The organism is Janthinobacterium rivuli (assembly GCF_009208735.1).
GTDB lineage: Bacteria > Pseudomonadota > Gammaproteobacteria > Burkholderiales > Burkholderiaceae_D > Janthinobacterium.
Genome location: NZ_WFLJ01000014.1, coordinates 138,662 through 158,392 on the forward strand (window position 1 = coordinate 138,662; position 19,731 = coordinate 158,392).

Consider the following 19,731-nt stretch of genomic DNA (forward strand, 5'->3'; position numbering starts at 1 on the left):
TTGTTAGAGCGGCAGCAGCAGCCGGTAGCCGACGGCCGTTTCCGTCAGCAGGTACTGCGGCTGGGCCGGATCGGCTTCCAGCTTCTGGCGCAGGTGGCCCATGTAGATGCGCAGGTAGTGGCCATTCTCGCTGTTCGACGGCCCCCACACTTCGCGCAGCAGCTGCGGATTGGTGACCACCCTGCCCGCGTTTTTCACCAGCACGGACAGCAGGCGGAATTCCGTCGGCGTCATGTGCACCAGCTGCTTGTTGCGCGTCACCAGGCGGTCCTTCAGGTCGACGCGCACGTCGCCGAACTGCACCACGCCATCGTCGCTGGCGGCGGGTTGGCGCTGGCGGCGCAGGGTGGCGCGCACGCGGGCCAGCAGCTCGCCCACGCCGAACGGCTTGGTCAGATAGTCGTCGGCGCCCGCGTCGAGCGCGCGGATCTTGTCCTGCTCGTCGACCCGCGCCGACAGCACGATGATGGGCACGGCCGACCATTTGCGGATGTCGGCGATGAAATCGATGCCGTCGCCATCGGGCAAACCGAGGTCCAGCACGATCAGGTCGGGCCGGCGCGTGCCGGCATCGATCAGGCCCCGCTGCATGGTGGCCGATTCGAAAATCTGCCAACCCTCGTCTTCCAGCGCGGCGCGCACGAAGCGGCGGATTTGCGGTTCATCCTCGACCAGCAAGGCGGTGGCGGAAGGTTCGTTCATGATGTTTTTCCTGTTTCTTGGTCGTTGGCGTCATCGAGCTCGATCTCGGGCGGCGCCGGGGGCGTGCCGAGCGGCAGGCTGAAGACGATGGCGGCGCCCTGTCCCGGCGTGTGCGGCTGCGCGTGGATGGTGCCGCCGTGGGCTTCGACGATGGCGCGGCAAATGGCCAGCCCCAGGCCGACACCCGGCTTGTTCGATTCGCGCTCGCCGCGCGTGAATTTTTCAAAGATGGCTTCTTCGCGGCCGGGCGGCAAGCCCGGGCCATTATCAGCCACCGTCACCTGCAGGAACTGGCCGTGCACCCCGGCCGCGACCGTGATGATGCTGCCGGGCGGCGTGTACTTGGCCGCGTTTTCCAGCAGGTTGCACAGCACGCGCTCGATCAGCACGGCGTCGTAGCGCACCAGCGGCAAGTCCGGCGCCAGCTGCGTCTGCACGGCGTGCTGCTGCAATTGCGGGCCGCTGGCGCGCAGCGCGCTGCCCACCACTTCCTCCAGCGCCTGCCATTGCAGGTTCAGGCGCACCTGGCCGCTTTCGATGCGCGCCATGTCCAGCAAGTTCGCCACCAGGGCGCTCATGCGCACGGTTTCGGACTGCAGCGAACGCGCCATGTCCAGCTGCGCGGGCGACAGCGCCGGTTTCGACAGGGCCAGCGATTCGGCCAGGCCCACCAGCGACGTCAAGGGCGTGCGCAAGTCGTGCGACAGGGCCGCCAGCAGCGAATTGCGCAGCCGCTCGGACTCCATCTGCAGCAGCGCGCCCTGGGCCACGTCGATGTAATGCACGCGTTCGAGCGCGATGGCCGCCAGCGCGGCAAAGGTATCGAGATGCTGGCGCTGTTCCGGCACCAGCAGCCAGCGCCCGCGCTGCGCGCCCTCGAGCGGCAGCAGCGCCAGCACGCCACGCGTGCGCATGGGCGCGATCAGCGGCAGGTAGAAAATGGGCGAAGCCGGCAGGGTATCGGTGCCCGTCCCCGCCGCCTGGGCATGGTCGAAGGCCCACTGCGCGATGCCGATGTCGAGCGCTTCGCCGCCATTCGGGGCCTGCAAGCTGCCTTCGTCATCGGGCAGCAGCAAGGTGGCGCGCGCGCGGAACGCCCGTTCGATGGCGCTTTTCGTGATGTCGAAAATCTGCTCCGTCTGCAGCACGCCGGACAGCTCGCGCGAGAATTCATACAGGGCGCGGGCGCGCGCTTCGCGGTGCGAAGCCACGCGCGCCTGGAAGCGCAGGCCGGCCGTCAGGTGGCCCGTGATCAGTCCCACGGCCAGCATCACGCCAAACGTGATCACATACTGGAAGTCGCCCACGGCAAACGAGAAGCGCGGCGGCACGAAGATGAAATCGAAGCTGGCCACGCCCACCAGGCTGGCCAGCGCCGCCGGCCCACGCCCCAGGCGCACGGCCACCAGCACCACCGTCAGCAAGGATAGCATGGCGATATTGGCCAGGTCCAGATAGGGTTGCAGGGGCACCGAGGCGAGGGCCGTGGCCAGGCTGACGCCGGCGGCCAGGATGTAGCGCCAATGGCGCGACGGCCGGCGCGGCGCCTCCGCATCGTCGCCGGCTGCACGCCGGGGCGCCGCATCGGCTGGCGGCAAGCCCACCTCGATCAGATCGATATCGGGCGCCAGGCTGGCCATGCGCGCGGCCGGCGGCGCATGCCACAGGCGCGCCAGCGCGCCGGCGCGGCCACGGCCGACGATGACTTTCGAGATATTCGCGCTGCGCGCATATTCGACCACGGCGCCGGCGATGTCGGCGGACGGCACAATGGCCGTGCGCGCGCCCAGGTCCTGCGCCAGTTTCAGGGTTTTCAGGATGCGTTCGCGCTGGCTCGCCGGCAGGCGCTGCAAACGCGGCGTTTCCACGTACAGCGCGTGCCATTCCGCGTTCAGCTGGCTGGCCAGGCGCGCCGTGCTGCGGATCACGTGCTCGCCCCCCGCGTGCGGTCCCACGCAGGCCAGCAGCGCGGCGCCCGTCTTCCATACGGGATTGATCGATTTTTCGACGCGGTAGGCTTGCACGTCGTCCTGCACCCGGTCCGCCGTGCGGCGCAAGGCCAGTTCGCGCAAGGCGATCAGGTTACCCTTGCGGAAAAAATGCTGCGATGCCCGCTCGGCCTGCAGCGGCTGATACACCTTGCCCTGTTTCAGGCGGCGCAGCAGTTCATCGGCGGGGATATCGACCAGCACCACTTCATCGGCGCGGTCGAATACCGTGTCGGGCAGGGTCTCGGCCACTCGCACGCCGGTGATCCCCCCCACCACGTCGTTCAGGCTTTCCAGGTGCTGCACGTTGACGGTCGACAGCACGTCGATGCCGGCCGCCAGCAATTCCTCGACATCCTGCCAGCGCTTCGGATGGCGCGAACCGGCCACGTTCGAATGGGCCAGTTCATCCATCAGTATCAGCGCCGGCGCGCGCCGCAGCGCTTCGTCCAGGTCGAATTCGTACAGGGTCTTGCCCCGGTACTCGATGGCCTTCAGGGGCAGCACGGGCAAGCCATCAAGCTGGGCCGCCGTATCCTGGCGCCCATGCGTCTCCACCACGCCCACCAGCAAGTCCTGGCCATCGGCCAGCAGTTTGCGGGCGGCCGCCAGCATCGCGTAGGTCTTGCCGACGCCGGCCGAGGCGCCGAAATAAATGCGCAGCCGGCCGCGCGCAGCTTTCTTTTCCTGCGCCTGCACTTGCGCCAGCAGGGCATCAGGGTCGGGGCGTTGGCTGTCGTTGGGGAGCATGGGCATCTTTTAATGTCAAAACCAGGGGCAAAACCGGCGGCTCCGCCCCTGCATCATCTTACTTCGCGGCTGCATCCAACGCCAGATTCAGTTCCAGCACATTCACGCGTGGTTCGCCGAAAAAGCCGATATACGCGGTTTTCTGCACCTTGGCGATGGCGTTTTCCACCTGCGCCAGCGGCACGGCGCGCACGCGGGCCACGCGCGGCGCCTGGTACAGGGCGCCCGCCAGGCTGATTTCCGGGTCCAGGCCGCTGCTCGACGCCGTCACCAGGTCGACGGGGATCGGGTTGCGGTTGCCCGGATCGGCTGCCTGCAGGGCGGCGATGCGCGCCTTGACGGCGTCCACCAGGGCCGGATTGGTCGGTCCCTGGTTCGAGCCGCCAGAACCGGCGCCGTTATTGGCCATCGGCGCGGTGGCCGATGGACGGCCCCAGAAATACTTGGGCGAGGTGAAGGACTGGCCGATCAGGGTCGAGCCGACGGGCTTGCCACCACGCTCGACGATGCTGCCGTTGACTTCATCGTTGAAGGCCAGCTGCCCGATGCCGGCCGTGGCAAACGGATAGACGACGCCGCAGATCACGGTCAACGCGGCAAACAGGACCAGGGCGGGACGTACGATAGTGCTCATGATGGTTCCTTTAGACTAAATTGAGTGCGGACAGCAGCATGTCGATCAGCTTGATCCCGATGAAGGGCAGGACGATGCCGCCCAGGCCGTAGATCAGCAGATTGCGGCGCAACAGGCTGGCCGCGCCGATGGCCCGGTACTGCACGCCTTTCAGCGCCAGCGGAATCAGCACGACGATGATCAAGGCATTGAAGATCACGGCCGACATGATGGCCGAGGCGGGGCTGGCCAGGTGCATGATGTCGAGCGCCTTCAACTGCGGATAGGTGCCCACGAAGGCGGCCGGGATGATGGCGAAGTACTTGGCGATGTCGTTCGAGATCGAGAACGTCGTCAGCGAACCGCGCGTCATCAGCATCTGCTTGCCGATTTCAACGATTTCCAGCAGCTTGGTGGGGTTCGAATCCAGGTCGACCATATTGCCCGCCTCCTTCGCCGCCTGCGTGCCCGAATTCATGGCCACGGCCACGTCGGCCTGCGCCAGCGCCGGTGCATCGTTGGTGCCGTCGCCCGTCATCGCCACCAGGCGGCCTTCGGACTGGTAGCTGCGAATCAGTTTCAGCTTGTCTTCCGGCGTCGCCTCGGCCAGGAAATCGTCGACACCCGCTTCGGCGGCAATCGCCGCCGCCGTCAGCTTGTTGTCGCCCGTGATCATCACGGTCTTGATGCCCATGCGGCGCAATTCCGCGAAGCGCTCCTTGATGCCGCCCTTGACGATATCCTTCAGCTCCACGGCGCCCATGACACGGCCATCGTCGACCACCACCAGCGGCGTGCTGCCGCGGCGCGCGATGTCGTCGACGGCGCGCCCCACCTCGGCCGGATACGGCTGGCCCAGCGCTTCCACGTACTTCTTCATGGAGTCGGCCGCGCCCTTGCGCAGCTGACGCACCTGCTGCTCGCCCGGAATGTCCACGCCGCTCATGCGCGTTTGCGCCGTGAAGGGCACGAAGGTGGCGTGCAGGCTGGCCATCTCGCGTTCGCGGATATTGAACTTCTGCTTGGCCAGCACGACGATGCTGCGCCCTTCCGGCGTTTCATCGGCCAGGGAGGCCAGTTGCGCCGCATCGGCCAGCTGCTGCTCCGTCACGCCGGGCGCCGGCACAAAGCTGGAAGCCTGGCGGTTGCCCAGGGTGATGGTGCCCGTTTTGTCGAGCAGCAGCACGTCCACGTCGCCGGCCGCTTCGACGGCACGGCCCGAGGTGGCGATCACATTGGCCTGCATCATGCGGCTCATGCCGGCCACGCCGATGGCCGACAGCAGGCCGCCGATGGTGGTCGGAATCAGGCACACGAGCAGCGCGATCAGCACGGTGATCGTCACCGGCGTGCCGCTGCCGGCCGCCGCCACGGAAAACAGCGAGTACGGCAGCAGGGTCACGGTGACGATCAGGAACACGATCGACAGCGCGACGAGCAGGATCGTCAGGGCGATCTCGTTCGGCGTCTTCTGGCGCTTGGCGCCTTCGACCATGGCGATCATGCGGTCGATGAAGGCTTCGCCGGGGTTGACGGAGACGCGCACCAGCAGCCAGTCCGACAGCACGCGGGTGCCGCCCGTGACGGCGGAAAAGTCGCCGCCCGACTCGCGGATGACGGGCGCCGATTCGCCCGTGATGGCGCTTTCGTCGACGGAAGCCACGCCGGCCGTCACTTCGCCGTCGGCGGGAATCACGTCACCCGCCTCGACCAGCACCGTCATGCCCTTGCGCAGGTCGGTGGCCGGCGTGGGCAGCCAGGAGGTGCCGTACTTCGGCGTTTGCATTTTCTTCGCCATCACCGTCTGCTTCAGGGCGCGCAGCGAGGCCGCTTGCGCCTTGCTGCGGCCCTCGGCCAGCGCTTCGGCGAAGTTCGCGAACAGCACGGTAAACCACAGCCACACGGCGACGGCGACGATGAAGCCGAATGGCGCTTCACCTTGGCCATTGATGGCCTGGATGGCCAGCAGGGTCGTGATGATACTGCCCACGTAGACGACGAACATCACGGGGCTGCGCCACTGCGTGCGGGGGTCAAGCTTTTTGAACGCATCGACGATGGCAGGGCCAATCAATGCGGAATCGAACAAGGTCAGGCTTGTGCGTGACATGGTAGCCTCTTATTTTGTAAAAAGTTGCAGGTGTTCGACGATCGGGCCCAGGGCCAGCGCGGGAACGTAATTGAGCACGCCGACGAGCACGACGACGCCGATCAACAGGCCGATGAACATGGGGCCGTGCGTGGGCATGGTGCCGGCGTTGGCCGACAGGCGCTGCTTGGCCGCCAGCGAACCGGCCACCGCCAGCACGGGCACGATCACGCCGAAGCGGCCGAACCACATGGCGATCGCCAGCATCACGTTGTAGAACGGCGTGTTGGCGGACAGGCCGGCGAACGCGCTGCCGTTGTTGTTGGCGGCCGACGTGAAGGCGTACAGGATCTCGGAGAAGCCATGCGCGCCCGGATTGGCCACGCCGATCTTGCCCGGTTCGACCATCACGGCGATCGCCGTGCCCGTCAATACCAGGGCTGGCGTAATCAGGATGGCCAGCGAGACCATCTTCATTTCATAGGCCTGGATTTTCTTGCCCAGGTATTCAGGCGTGCGGCCGATCATCAGGCCGGCGATGAAGACGGCCAGGATGGCGAACATCAGCATGCCGTACAGGCCCGTGCCCACGCCGCCGAAGACGACTTCGCCGAACTGCATCAGCAACAGCGGCACCATGCCGCCCAGGGGCATGTAGGAGTCGTGCATGGAATTGACGGCGCCGCACGATGCGGCCGTCGTCACCGCCGCGAACAGGGTCGAGGAGCTGATGCCGAAGCGCGTTTCCTTGCCTTCCATATTGCCGCCCGATTGCAGGCTGCTGGCCTGCTGGTCCACGCCCAGCGCTTGCAAGGCGGGGCTGGCTTGCTGCTCGGCGCTCATCACGCCGGCCGTCATGACGACGAAGATCAGGCTCATCGCGGCCAGCACGGCCCAGCCCTGGCGCAGGTCGCCCACCATGCGGCCGAATGTGAAGCACAGGCCGGCGGGAATAATGAAGATGGCCAGCATCTGCAGGAAGTTCGACAGCACGGTCGGGTTTTCGTACGGGTGCGAGGAATTGGCATTGAAGAAGCCGCCGCCATTCGTGCCCAGCAGCTTGATCGATTCCTGCGACGCGACGGGGCCCATGGCGATCGTCTGCGTCGTCGCCACTTGCGCTTCCATCACGGGCTTGCCGGCCGCATCGAGCACGGGCTGGCCGTCGGCCGTCACCTTCGGCGTTTCATAGGCCACGTGGTCGAGCAGGGTCACTTCCTTGTAGGCGGAAAAATTCTGGATCATGCCTTCGCCCATGAAGACGACGGACAGGGCCAGCGACAGGGGCAGCAGGATGTACAGGGTCGAGCGCACCAGGTCGACCCAGAAATTGCCGATCGATTTGCCCGAGCGCGAGGCGAAGCCGCGCACCAGCGCGAAGATCACGGCAATGCCGGTGGCCGCCGAAAAGAAGTTCTGGCAAGCCATGCCCAGCATCTGGGTCAGGTAGCTCATGGTCTGTTCGCCGCCGTAGCCCTGCCAGTTGGTGTTGGCGACGAAGCTGACGGTGGTATTGAACGAGGAATCGGGGCTGACGGCGCCCAGGCCCTGGGGATTCAGTGGCAAGAAGCCCTGCAGGCGCTGCAGGCCGTAAACGAAGACGGCGCCCACGGTATTGAAGACGATCAGGGCGATGGCATAGCTTTTCCAGCCCATGGCCTTGTCGGCGGGCAGGCCGGACCAGCGGTACAACAGGTTTTCCAGCTTTTGCAGCCAGCCCAGGCCGCGCACGGGGCCATCGCCGGCCACCCTGGCCATGTACAGGCCCAGCGGATAGCCGGCGGCCAGCAGCACGGCCAGGAAGGCCACCAGTAACAATATCGATTGCGTCGTCATCACAGTTCCTCCGCCTTCAGCAGCGCGACCAGCAGGTACACGAGCAGGCCAGCCGAAACGACGGCGCCCAGCACATAAAACGCGTTCATTTGACGCTCCCTAATTTGTCGCAGGCGACGGCAAAGCCGGCCGCCAGGACGAAAAACACGGCAATCAAGCCGAGATACACGAGATCCATTCCCACCCTCACACAGGTTTGTTTTGATAGTGAGCAGATTAGCCAAAAGGGTCTAAAAAATTCGTAAAGACTGGGGAGGCGCTTGTAAACAAGATGTAAAAACGGGGGCTTTACCGCATAAAATCCTTCACAATGGGCGCCAAACCCCACGCGCGATGCACTGTTGTTGCCTTGGAGTAGCGCTATTGCTCGCGGGACAAGATAGAATGCGCGAGCGTCCGCACAAGGATGCCAAGCCTGCCGCACTGCCCTCCCCCAGTGACGCTGGACGGGATATACTGTATATTCATACAGTTATCGCCGCCGCTGTCATTGCGCCCCGCAGTGCCCTGGCCTGGCGTTCCAACCACTGTCTTTACTTAGCTTGAACACGTATGGCCACTAAAAAACCAGCATCCGACTACAGCGAATCATCCATCCGTGTCCTGAAAGGACTGGAACCCGTCAAGCAGCGCCCGGGGATGTACACCCGCACTGAAAATCCGCTGCACATCATTCAGGAAGTGATCGACAATGCCTCCGACGAGGCGCTGGGCGGTCATTGCACGCATATCGCCGTGACGCAAAACACGGATGGCAGCATCACCGTCGAAGACAATGGCCGCGGCATTCCCGTCGGCCTGCACCCGGAAGAAGGCGTGCCGACGGTGGAAATCGTGTTTACACGGCTGCACGCGGGCGGCAAGTTCGACAAGGGTTCGGGCGGCGCCTACGCGTTCTCGGGCGGCTTGCACGGCGTCGGCGTGTCCGTCACCAATGCGCTGTCGACGCGCCTGGAAATCACCGTCTGGCGCAAGGAAAGCGATGGCAACGGCTTGCACCACATGGTGTTTGCCAACGGCGACGTGATCGAGCCCCTGAGTTCCCGCCCCGCCCCGCGCGACGGCAAGAAGTCGGGCACGCGCGTCACCGCCTGGCCCGACCCCAAGTATTTCGATTCGCCCAACATTTCGCAAACGGAGCTGCAACGCCTGCTGCGTTCGAAAGCCGTGCTGCTGCCGGGCGTCACAGTCACCCTGACCAACGCGAAAACGGGCGACACGCAGACCTGGCAATACGCGGAAGGCTTGCGCGGCTACCTGACCGAAACGCTGGCGCAGGTATCGAATGGCGAAACCCTGATTCCCCTGTTCGAAGGCGCGCAGTACGCGGGGCCAGACTCGGAAGGCTTTGCCGAAGGCGAAGGCGCGGCCTGGGTGGTGGCGTGGACGGAAGAAGGCGCCATCGTGCGCGAATCGTACGTCAACCTGATCCCCACCTCGAATGGCGGCACGCACGAATCGGGCTTGCGCGACGGCCTGTTCGGCGCCGTGAAAAATTTCGTCGAAATGCACTCGCTGCTGCCGAAAGGCGTCAAATTGCTGCCGGAAGACGTGTTCGCGCGCGCTTCCTTCGTGCTGTCGGCCAAGGTGCTGGACCCGCAATTCCAGGGCCAGATCAAGGAACGCCTGAACTCGCGCGACGCCGTGCGCCTCGTCTCGACCTTCACCAAGCCGCCGCTGGAACTGTGGCTGAACCAGCACGTCGATTACGGCAAGAAGCTGGCCGAGCTGGTGATCAAGCAGGCGCAGTCGCGCCAGCGTTCGCTGCAAAAAGTGGAAAAGAAAAAATCCTCGGGCGTCGCCGTCCTGCCGGGCAAGCTGACCGACTGCGAATCGTCGGACATCACGCGCAATGAACTGTTCCTCGTCGAGGGCGACTCGGCGGGCGGCTCGGCCAAGATGGGCCGCGACAAGGAATTCCAGGCCATCCTGCCCCTGCGCGGCAAGGTCTTGAACTCGTGGGAGACGGACCGCGACCGCCTGTTCGCCAATAACGAGATCCACGACATCGCCGTGGCCATCGGCGTCGATCCGCACAGCGTGGGCGACTCGCCCGACCTGTCGGGTCTGCGCTACGGCAAGATCTGCATCCTGTCGGATGCGGACGTGGACGGCTCGCACATCCAGGTACTGCTGCTGACCCTCTTCTTCAAGCACTTCCCGGCGCTGATCAACAAGGGCCACATCTGCATCGCCCGTCCGCCTTTGTACCGCGTGGACGCGCCGGCGCGCGGCAAGAAGCCGATGCAGAAAATCTATGCGCTCGACGACGGCGAACTGCTCGCCATCGAGGACAAGCTGCGCAAGGAAGGCGTGAAACAGGGCGCCTGGTCGATCTCGCGCTTCAAGGGCCTGGGCGAGATGAACGCCGAGCAGCTGTGGGAAACGACGATGAACCCGGACACGCGCCGCCTGCTGCCCGTCACCCTGGGGGAAATCGACCACATGGCCTCGGCTTCCCGCTTCAATATGTTGATGGGCAAGGGCGAAGCGGCCGGACGCCGCGCCTGGATCGAGGAACACGGCAATGAGGCGGAGGCGGATATCTGATGATCATCGGCATCGACCTGGGCACCACCAACAGCCTGGTCGCCATCTGGCGCGACGGCAAGGCTGCCATCATTCCGAATGCGCTCGGTGAACACCTGACGCCGTCGTGCGTGAGCATCGATGACGACGGCACCGTGCTGGTGGGCCGCGCGGCGCGCGAGCGCCTGCAGACGCACCCGCAGCTGACGGCGGCCGTCTTCAAGCGCTACATGGGCAGCGAAAAGAAGATCACCCTCGGCACGCAGCGATTCCGTCCGGAAGAGCTGTCGTCGATGGTGCTGCGCGCGCTGAAGGAAGATGCCGAAGCCTTCCTGGGCCACAAGGTCGAGGAAGCCATCATCACCGTGCCCGCGTATTTCAGCGATGCACAGCGCAAGGCCACGCGCATCGCCGGCCAGCTCGCGGGCCTGCGCGTGGAACGCCTGCTGAACGAGCCGACGGCCGCCGCGCTGGCCTACGGTATCCGCGACAAGGAGCAGGAAAGCAAATTCCTCGTCTTCGACCTGGGCGGCGGCACGTTCGACGTGTCGATCCTGGAGCTGTTCGAAGGCGTGATGGAAGTGCGCGCCTCGGCCGGCGACAATTTTCTGGGCGGCGAAGACTTCGTCACCGTGCTGGTCGACGCCTTCCTGGAAGGCAGCGGCTTGCGCGAAGCGGCCGGCAGCCGCCTGTTCGATCCGCGCCAGCAGCAGCTGCTGCGCGATGAGGCCGAGCGCGTCAAGCGCCTGCTGTCGGAGCAGCCGTCCGTGCGCATGGCCACGCGCTACCAGGACAAGGAATACAGCTGGGAGATCAGCGAAGACCGACTGGCGCAGCTGTGCGAACCCCTGCTGGCCCGTTTGCGCCTGCCCGTGGAACGGGCGCTGCGCGACGCCACCATCCGCGCCGCGGAATTGAATGAAGTGGTGCTGGCCGGCGGCGCCACGCGCATGCCGCTGGTGCGCAAGCTCGTCTCGCGCATGTTCGGCCGCTTCCCCGCCATCCACCTGGACCCGGACGAAGCCGTGGCGCTGGGCGCCGCCGTGCAGGCGGGCCTCAAGATGCGCGACTCCGCCCTCGACGAAGTGGTCATGACGGACGTGGCGCCGTATTCGCTGGGCATTTCGATTTCGCGCCAGGTGGGCGCGAACCAGTATGAAGGCGGGCATTACCTGCCCATCATCGAGCGCAACTCCGTGGTGCCCGTCTCCCGTACGGAAAACATCACCACCATCTACGACAACCAGAAGGAAATCAACGTGGCGATCTTCCAGGGCGAGTCGCGCCTGGTGGCCGACAACGTCTTCCTCGGCAAGATCAGCTTCCCGATACCCGCGAAAAAGGCGGGCGAGATCGGCATCGACGTGCGCTTCACCTATGACGTCAGCGGCGTGCTGGAAGCGGAAGTGACGGTGCTGGCCACGCAGGAAAAGCACAAGATGATCATCAGCGACAACGCGGGCGTGATGACGCCGGAACAGATCGAGCAGCGCTTTGCGGAACTGGCCGACCTGAAGATCCACCCGCGCGAGCAGATGGAAAACCGCACCCTCGTCACGCGCGCCGACCGCCTGTACGAACAGTCGCTGGGCGACGTGCGCCAGTACCTGGCGGCGCACACGGCCAATTTCCAGGCCGCGCTGGAAACGCAGGACCCGAACACCATCCGCAAGGCGCGCCAGGCGCTCGATGAAGTGTTGCGCCAGGTCGAGAGCGAGAGCTTCCTGTAAATGGACGGCGGCATGCATAACGGGCAGCGCAGCCTGTGGGAGATCCTGGGCACGGAGCCGACCGGCGACGAGCGCGCCCTCAAGCGCGCGTACGCGAAGCGCCTGAAGGTGACGCGTCCCGAGGACGATCCGGCCGCCTTCCAGGAGCTGCGCGAAGCGTATGAATACGCGCTGCGCCATGCGCACCTGTTTGCCGGGGAACTGCCGGAAGCGCACGTGGCCGGGACCAAGGCCGAAGCGGCGGACGCGCCGGAAGCGCCGCCCATGGAAGCGGCCGAGCTATGGGGCGTCATCGACGAGGCGGCGCAGGAAACGCAGGCGCCGCCGGCGGAACTGTGGGGCGTCATCGCCCAGGAGCCCGCACCGCCGCAGGAGCAATGGGGCGTGGTCGCCATCGATCCGGCGCAGGAAGCGGCCAATCTGTGGCAAGGCTGCCTGGCGCTGGTGCGGCACGCCGATGCCGACGACGTGCTGGCCCGCATGCTGCAGGACGACGCCATGCTGAACCTCGACGTGCGCGAGGAATTCGAGCTGTGCGCGCTGCGCTATTGCGCCAGCGCCGGCTATGACCTGGCGTTGCGCCGGGCCCTGTTCGAGCAGCTGGGCTGGGACCACGATTTTTCCTACCTGGCGCGCAGCCATGCGGACCTGGTGCGCGGCGCCGTGCAGCGCTACCGGGCGGACCGCTCGTTCGCCCATTTCAGCGACAACCGCGACAGCTACCCGGGCCTGGACTGCATCATGTCGCAGCAGCCGCCATCGGCCTACGCGCGCCAGCTGTTCGACCGCAAATTCACGCTGCAGCTGCGCGAGCTGCTGCACGCGATACGCTGGCAGCACGCCGAAATGCTGGCCTGCAAGCTCGATACGGACCTGTTCGAGCAGTGGGAAGAGGCCGTGCATGCCAAGCGCTACTTCAAGCAGACGGCGCTGGCCTCGGGCGGCCTGGGCTTCGTGCTGCACTTCATGCTGGCCGGCGTGCTCGATGCGGCCGGCTTCAAGCTCGGCGACACGGCGGCCTATGCCAGCCTGCTGGGCTTCCAGGCGTTCGCCTTTGGCCTGCTGGCCATGCATGCCTTGCGCTGGCCGGCGCCGCTGTTCACGCGGCTGGACGCACTCCAGGAAACGCTGCAGGAACGCCTTCCCGTGCTGTGGAAGCGGCCCGGCTTGCGGCAACTGGGCTGGATCGCGCCCTATCTCGTGCTGGCCCTGCTGCTGTTCCTGCCAGAACGCGGCGAGACCATGCGCCTCGTCACCGCGGCCGGTTTGTGCGCGTCGGCCCTGCTCGCGTATGCGATGAACCGGCAATTGCTGCACGGCATGCTGCTGCTCCTTGTCCTCGGTCTGTCGCTGTTTGGCGCCATGTTCATGAGCGGCAGGGGCCAGCCGGCGCTGGCCGTCGGCGAAGCCATGCCCCTGATCTTTTGCCTGGCGGCGCTGGCCCTGCGCAGCGCCACCGGCCTGTATGGCGATTGCCGCTTCCCCGAGGCGCTCTTGCCGCGCCTGCGCGCGGCATGGCTGATCGGCTGCGCGGGCTTGCTGTCGCTGCTGTATTTGCAGCTGCTGCCGGCCGCCTTCGTTGGCGCCGCGCTGCTGCTCTGGTCCTGCGCCGGCATGCTGTTTTCCCCCAGCGATTTCAAGTGGCGCAGCATGTGGCCGCTGGTGCTGGCGCCGTCCATCGCCAGCGTCGTGCTGGCCAACCTGGCCCCGGCGATGGGGGCGCGCCCCATCATGCATCGCAGCGTCGAAGTAGCCCTGGCCGTGCTGTATTTCACCCTGCGCTATATGTACCAGACTTACCGGCTGTCGTCAGCCAAACCCGGGCTGTCATAATCAGCCCCACGAATTCAACCGCAACCACTTCACACCGAAACAAGCGCCATGTCCACACAAACCAATTTATTTGACGATGCCCAGCCTGAGCCGATCGAGCCGGATGAACCGGTATTCGACGGCGAAGCGCTGACCCTCTCCACCTTCGCCGAGCGCGCCTATCTCGATTACGCCATCTCCGTCGTCAAGGGCCGCGCCCTGCCCGACGTCTGCGACGGCCAGAAGCCCGTGCAGCGCCGCATCCTGTATGCGATGAATGAGCTGGGCCTCAATTCCACGGCGAAGCCGCGCAAATCGGCGGCCGTGGTCGGCGACGTGCTGGGTAAATTGCATCCGCACGGCGACCAGTCCGTGTACGACGCGTTGGTGCGCATGGCGCAGGACTTCTCGCTGCGCTACCCGCTGATCGATGGCCAGGGCAACTTCGGCTCGCGCGATGGCGATGGCGCGGCGGCCATGCGTTACACGGAAGCGCGCCTGACGCCGATCGCCAAGCTGCTGATGGATGAAATCGGCATGGGCACGGTGGACTTCCAGCCCAACTACGACGGTTCGACGGAAGAACCGAAGCTGCTGCCGGCGCGCCTGCCGATGGTGCTGCTGAACGGCGCCTCCGGCATCGCAGTGGGCCTGGCGACGGAAATCCCGTCGCACAACCTGGCGGAAGTGGCCAAGGCGGCTGTCGCCATGATCCGCGATCCGAAGATGACGCACGCCGAGCTGATGGCCATCATGCCCGGTCCCGACTTCCCCGGCGGCGGCCAGATCATCACGCCGCCGTCGCAGATCCAGGACATGTATGCGAGCGGCCGTGGCAGCATGAAGGTGCGCGCGCGCTGGAAGATCGAAGAGCTGGCGCGCGGCCAGTGGCAAGCCGTCGTGACGGAACTGCCGCCCGGTACCTCCTCGCAAAAGGTGCTGGAAGAAATCGAGGAATTGACGAATCCGAAGATCAAGCTGGGCAAGAAGGCGCTGTCGCCGGACCAGGTGGCCCTGAAGGCGCTGATCCTCAATTCGCTCGACACCATCCGCGACGAATCGGGCCGCGCCGCGCCCGTGCGCCTGGTGTTCGAGCCGAAGTCGAAGAACCAGGACCAGACGGAATTCATGCTGATGCTGCTGGCGCACACCTCGCTGGAATCGTCGACCTCGATCAACCTGGTGATGATCGGCGGCGATGGCCGTCCGCGCCAGAAAGGCCTGGGCGACATCCTGCGCGAGTGGATCGATTTCCGCTTCGAAACCGTCACGCGCCGCACCGGCTACAAACTGGGCAAGGTCAAGGACCGCATCCATATCCTGGAAGGACGCGAAGCGATCCTGCTCAATATCGACAAGGTGATCCAGATCATCCGTAATTCGGATGAACCGAAGGCGGCCCTGATCGAGGCGTTCAAACTGTCCGAACGCCAGGCCGACGACATCCTGGAAATCCGCTTGCGCCAGCTGGCGCGCCTGGAAACGATCAAGATCCAGCAGGAACTGGCCGAGCTGCGCAAGGAAGAAAAGTCGCTGCAAGACCTGCTCGACAACCCGGGCTCGATGAAGCGCGCCATCATCCGCGAAATCGAAGCGGACGCCAAGCAGTTCGGCGATGCGCGCCGCACCCTGATCGAGGAAGCGCAAAAAGCCGTGGCCGAGCAAAAAGTGGTCGATGAACCGGTCACCGTCATCATCTCGGAAAAAGGCTGGGTGCGCGCGCGCACCGGCATCGGCCACGATGCGGCGCAGTTCACGTTCAAGGCGGGCGACAGCCTGCATGGCGCCTTCGAATGCCGCACGGTCGACACGCTGCTGGGCTTTGGCAACAACGGCAAGATCTACTCGGTGCCCGTCTCGGCCCTGCCCAACGCGCGCGGCGATGGCGTGCCGATCACGACCTTGTGCGACCTGAGCGGCGGCACGCCGGGCAACGCCGTGCGCATCCTCCATTATTTTGCGGGCAACGGCGCCACCAGCTTGCTGCTGGCGACGAGCGCCGGCTACGGCTTCATCGCCAAGGCGGGCGACATGACGAGCCGTCTGAAAGGCGGCAAGGCCTTCATCACCCTGGACGACGGCGACGTGCCTCTGGCGCCGAAAGTCATTCCCGAGGCGGCCAGCGCCCTGGCCTGCCTGACGGAAGACGCGCGCCTGCTGGTGTTCGGTCTCGATGAAATGAAAACCCTGTCCAAGGGCGGCACCGGCGTCAAGCTGATCGACCTCGATGCCAAGGACAAGCTGCTGGCCGTGCAGCCGATCACGCAGCGCGGCGTGGTGGTCTCGGGCATCGGCCGGGCCTCGAAGCCCCAGGATGCGTCGCTGGGCGCCACGGCCCTGGCCGAGCATTTCGGCAAGCGCGCGAAGAAGGGCAAGGCGCTGGCGGCCAAGCTGAAACCGGTCTCCATGGCGGCCATCGGCTGATCGCCACCCGGCCATACGAAAAGACAGGTTCGCCTGTCTTTTTTTTCGCCCATCGCCGCGCAGCGGCAGCAGGAAAGATAGTTTTACAGATAATTTTGCAGATCTGTCCCGCGTTCCCGTTATCCCTGCAGGCACGCCACCGGCATGCCGCCCACGGACAGGAGAACAGGGATGACAAACAACGTTTCAGGCAAGCCGCCATGCAGCGCCTGACCCCGGCCGAACGGCGGGTGGCGGCCATGGCGGCCGAAGGCTTGCCGTATAAAAGCATCGCCAGGGAACTGGGCAAGTCGCCGGCCACCGTGCGCAACCAGCTGCATGCGATTTACCAGAAGCTGGGCGTGGGCAACCGCACGGCGCTCGCCTGCAAACTGCGCGGCACGCCTTAACGCCGCGACAGGCGCAGCACGTCGGGCGTCGCTTCAACGATGTCGATCACCTCCTGCGCCCCGCCAGCATCGCCCAGCGCGTAACGCCCCATGCCCAGGGGCCGCAACCGGGTCACGGGGCCGGCGCGGGGCCGGTCATCGGGGCCGGGCGCCATCGACGTCAAGGTCGCCTCCCCTGGCGCCATGGCGCCGGCAGGCACGCCGAACTCCAGCACCTTGCGCCCCTTGCGGCTGGGCGGAAAGGCGAACGTGGCCGTGGGCCGGTACACCTCGATACCATCCGCATCCTCCTCGAAGGAATGCGTCCAGCTACCGCTGGGCAAAGCCATCGTCATGCCGTGCATGCCGCCTCCCGTTGAACAGATTGTCATCAGAAACACGATACCACGCCGCCCAGGCTTTCATAGCCGCTCACGGAAGGCGACCAGGCCGTGCCGTTCCACGCCTTGTGGAACAGGGCGCCATTCGTGCCCGTGACAAACACGTCGAGGCGGTTCGCCGCCCACGCCGTGGCGCGCGGACGCGAGGTGCAGATGCCGCCCAGGTTTTCAAACCCCGTCACGGAAGGCGACCAGGCGGATCCATTCCACGCCTTGTGGTACAGGGCGCTGTCCGTGCCGATGACGAAGACATCGAGCCGGTTGGGCGCCCACGACACGGCTTCCACCTCGCCCACGCAGATGCCGCCCAGGCGTTCGAAGCCGTCGTTGGACGGCCCCCATTTCGCGCCATCCCACCACTTGTGGTACAACGCGCCATCGGTGCCCGTAACGAAGACGTCGAGGCGGTTCGGCCCCCACGCCACCGCCTTCGGCGACGAGGTGCAGATGCCGCCCAGGCGCTCGTAGCCCGTCAGCGACGGTCCCCAGGCCGTGCCGTTCCACCACTTGTGGTACAGGGCCCGGTCCGTGCCGATGACGAAGACATCGAGGCGGTTCGGCCCCCACGCCACGGCTTCCGGCTGGCCCAGGCAGATACCGCCCATGGCTTCGTAGCCCGTCAGCGACGGCCCCCAGGCCGCGCCGTTCCACCACTTGTGATACAGGGCCCGGTCCGTGCCGACGACAAACACGTCGAGCCGGTTCGGACCCCAGGCCACGGCGCGCGGATCGCCCACGCACAAACCGCCCATCGCCTCATAGCCGGTCAGGGACGGCCCCCACGCCGTGCCGTTCCACCATTTGTGGAACAAGCCGCTGTCGGTGCCCGTGACGAACACATCGAGCCGGTTCGGCGCCCACGACACCACCTGCGGCGCGCTGGTGCAGATGCCGCCCTGGCCTTCATAGCCGGTGACGGACGGCGCCCAGGCCGTGCCATTCCAGGCCTTGTGGTACAGCGCGCGGTCCGTGCCCACCACGAAGACGTCGAGGCGGTTCGCGCCCCAGGCCACGACGGGAGAAGAGCTCTGGCGCGGCGTGGCGCCCGTGCCGCCCGTCCCCGTGCCGATGCTGGCGCGCGGACCATCGAGGCAAGCCTGCATGCGCGCCACCTGGCCCGCCGTGAACATGAACATGGCGGGATCGTCGACATAATCCATGTAATTCATGAACATGTCGCCATTCGGCCCATTGCTGCAGGAAATGTGGGGGAACGAGGGCTGTCCCGTGTTCGGCCCGCCCTGGTTGGGCGTGTCGGCCACGTTGTCCGTGCCCGAGCAGCCGGTGCCGTCGTCACCCCAGATATGGTTCAGGTTCAGCCAGTGGCCGATTTCATGCGTGGCCGTGCGTCCCAGGTGGAACGGCGGCGCCGCCGTGCCGCTCGTGCCAAACGCCGATTGCAGGATCACCACGCCGTCGGTGGCGGCCGGGCCGCCGGGAAACTGCGCGTAGCCCAGCAGGCCGCCACCCAGCTGGCATACCCAGATATTGAGATAGGTATCGGCCGGCCAGGCATTCATGCCGCCCGTCGCCTGCGACTTGACGGCATCGTCCGCGCCAAACGAGGCCACCGTCGTCTGGCGCCGCTCGATGCCGCTGGTGGCCGCACCGTTCGGATCGATCGTGGCCAGGGCGAATTCCACGCGCGCATCGGCCGTCAGCGGCAGGAACGGCGCCGGCGTGCTGTTGACATCCGGATTGACGCGCCGGAAGTCACGGTTCAGCACGTCGATCTGGCTGGCGATCTGCGCATCCGAAATATTCTGCGCGGCCGTATTCCACACCACGTGCACCACCACCGGTATCTGCGTCACGCCGGAACGGCCGGCGATACTGCCGTCGCCCGCGTACAATCCGGCCAGGTTTTCGATATCGGCGCGTACGCTCGCATAGGATGGATCTTCGGTCAGCAGGCGGCGATGCACGTCCATCGTGGCGCAGGTGCGCACCTGCGGCGCGCCGCCGCCCTGCCCTCCGCCACCGCCTCCGCCGCCCCCCATGCCGCCACCGCCGCCCCCGCTATCGCGGTCGCCGCCCATGCCGCCGCCATCGCCCACGTGCATGCAACTGGCGCCAGCCATGCCCTGCGATGCCTGCTGCATGCCGCCGCCCGGCATGCTCCCGGCGCCGGCGGTGGCCGCGGCATGGGTAGCGGCCTGGTCCGCGTACGACACGCCCGGGCGCGAGCCGGACATGGCATCGCCGTCGCCTGCCGCGCCAGCGTCGGCCTGTATGTCGCCTTCGACCGGCATCGCCTGCACGGAAGACATGGCGGACATGCCTTCAGCCGAACCGGTGGCCGGTGATTTTTTCGTTTTAGCGGTGCTCATGATGTCTCCCTTCGTCTGTTTGCCAGATCACTATGGCACGGCGAAAAGAGGAGCATTTGTGCCAGATCAAGACTGGCAAGCGACGCCCGGGAAAAGTGGCGGACGAAAAAAAAGACAGCCGAAGCTGTCTTTGGGGCTTGCGGGCCGTGGCCCGCAAAC

The 19,731-nt window shown here is 65.8% G+C and carries 13 protein-coding genes; 5 read left to right on the forward strand and 8 right to left on the reverse strand.

Going from position 1 to position 19,731, the window contains the following annotated elements:
* Nucleotides 1-3 precede the first annotated feature (3 nt).
* From kdpE to kdpF, 6 genes are read right to left on the reverse strand one after another with little or no spacing between them, the layout of a single operon-like run.
* Nucleotides 4-702, reverse strand: a complete 699-nt coding sequence (kdpE, locus tag GCN78_RS19465) for a two-component system response regulator KdpE (protein WP_034746496.1) — start codon at nt 700-702, stop codon at nt 4-6.
* The gene (locus GCN78_RS19470) at nt 699-3,440 is read right to left on the reverse strand and encodes a DUF4118 domain-containing protein (RefSeq protein ID WP_152253166.1); all 2,742 of its coding nucleotides are present in this window, start codon (nt 3,438-3,440) and stop codon (nt 699-701) included. Before GCN78_RS19470 ends, kdpE begins: the two co-directional genes overlap by 4 nt.
* Nucleotides 3,441-3,498: 58 nt before the next feature.
* On the reverse strand, nt 3,499-4,074 hold the full coding sequence (gene kdpC / locus GCN78_RS19475) for a potassium-transporting ATPase subunit KdpC (RefSeq protein ID WP_152253167.1): 576 nt from the start codon (nt 4,072-4,074) through the stop codon (nt 3,499-3,501).
* A 10-nt stretch (nt 4,075-4,084) separates the two neighbouring features.
* Nucleotides 4,085-6,163, reverse strand: coding sequence for a potassium-transporting ATPase subunit KdpB (kdpB, locus tag GCN78_RS19480; protein WP_152253168.1), 2,079 nt, complete (start codon nt 6,161-6,163; stop codon nt 4,085-4,087).
* A gap of 9 nt (nt 6,164-6,172) precedes the next feature.
* Nucleotides 6,173-7,978 carry a potassium-transporting ATPase subunit KdpA gene (gene kdpA, locus GCN78_RS19485; protein ID WP_152253169.1) on the reverse strand — a complete coding sequence of 602 codons (1,806 nt, stop codon included), beginning with the start codon at nt 7,976-7,978 and terminating at the stop codon, nt 6,173-6,175.
* Nucleotides 7,978-8,067 carry a K(+)-transporting ATPase subunit F gene (gene kdpF / locus GCN78_RS19490; protein ID WP_034746483.1) on the reverse strand — a complete coding sequence of 30 codons (90 nt, stop codon included), beginning with the start codon at nt 8,065-8,067 and terminating at the stop codon, nt 7,978-7,980. Before kdpF ends, kdpA begins: the two co-directional genes overlap by 1 nt.
* A 463-nt stretch (nt 8,068-8,530) precedes the next feature.
* On the opposite strand from kdpF, the gene GCN78_RS19495 reads away from it, so the two are divergent.
* From GCN78_RS19495 to GCN78_RS19515, 5 genes are all read left to right on the forward strand, one after another.
* Nucleotides 8,531-10,528, forward strand: a complete 1,998-nt coding sequence (locus GCN78_RS19495) for a DNA topoisomerase IV subunit B (protein ID WP_152253170.1) — start codon at nt 8,531-8,533, stop codon at nt 10,526-10,528.
* Nucleotides 10,528-12,237, forward strand: coding sequence for a molecular chaperone HscC (locus tag GCN78_RS19500; RefSeq protein ID WP_152253171.1), 1,710 nt, complete (start codon nt 10,528-10,530; stop codon nt 12,235-12,237). The genes GCN78_RS19495 and GCN78_RS19500 overlap by 1 nt, the downstream gene beginning before the upstream one ends.
* Before the next feature lie 12 nt (nt 12,238-12,249).
* Nucleotides 12,250-14,070, forward strand: coding sequence for a J domain-containing protein (locus GCN78_RS19505; protein WP_152253172.1), 1,821 nt, complete (start codon nt 12,250-12,252; stop codon nt 14,068-14,070).
* 48 nt (nt 14,071-14,118) lie between these two features.
* Nucleotides 14,119-16,473, forward strand: coding sequence for a DNA topoisomerase IV subunit A (gene parC / locus GCN78_RS19510; RefSeq protein ID WP_152253173.1), 2,355 nt, complete (start codon nt 14,119-14,121; stop codon nt 16,471-16,473).
* Between the two features lie 200 nt (nt 16,474-16,673).
* Complete coding sequence (locus tag GCN78_RS19515) at nt 16,674-16,862, forward strand: helix-turn-helix domain-containing protein (RefSeq protein WP_152253174.1); 189 nt, start codon at nt 16,674-16,676, stop codon at nt 16,860-16,862.
* Here GCN78_RS19515 and GCN78_RS19520 read toward each other — a convergent pair.
* Nucleotides 16,859-17,233 carry a hypothetical protein gene (locus tag GCN78_RS19520; protein ID WP_152253175.1) on the reverse strand — a complete coding sequence of 125 codons (375 nt, stop codon included), beginning with the start codon at nt 17,231-17,233 and terminating at the stop codon, nt 16,859-16,861. The genes GCN78_RS19515 and GCN78_RS19520 overlap by 4 nt on opposite strands.
* Nucleotides 17,233-19,572, reverse strand: a complete 2,340-nt coding sequence (locus GCN78_RS19525) for a M43 family zinc metalloprotease (protein WP_319633143.1) — start codon at nt 19,570-19,572, stop codon at nt 17,233-17,235. The genes GCN78_RS19520 and GCN78_RS19525 overlap by 1 nt, the downstream gene beginning before the upstream one ends.
* Nucleotides 19,573-19,731 lie beyond the last annotated feature (159 nt).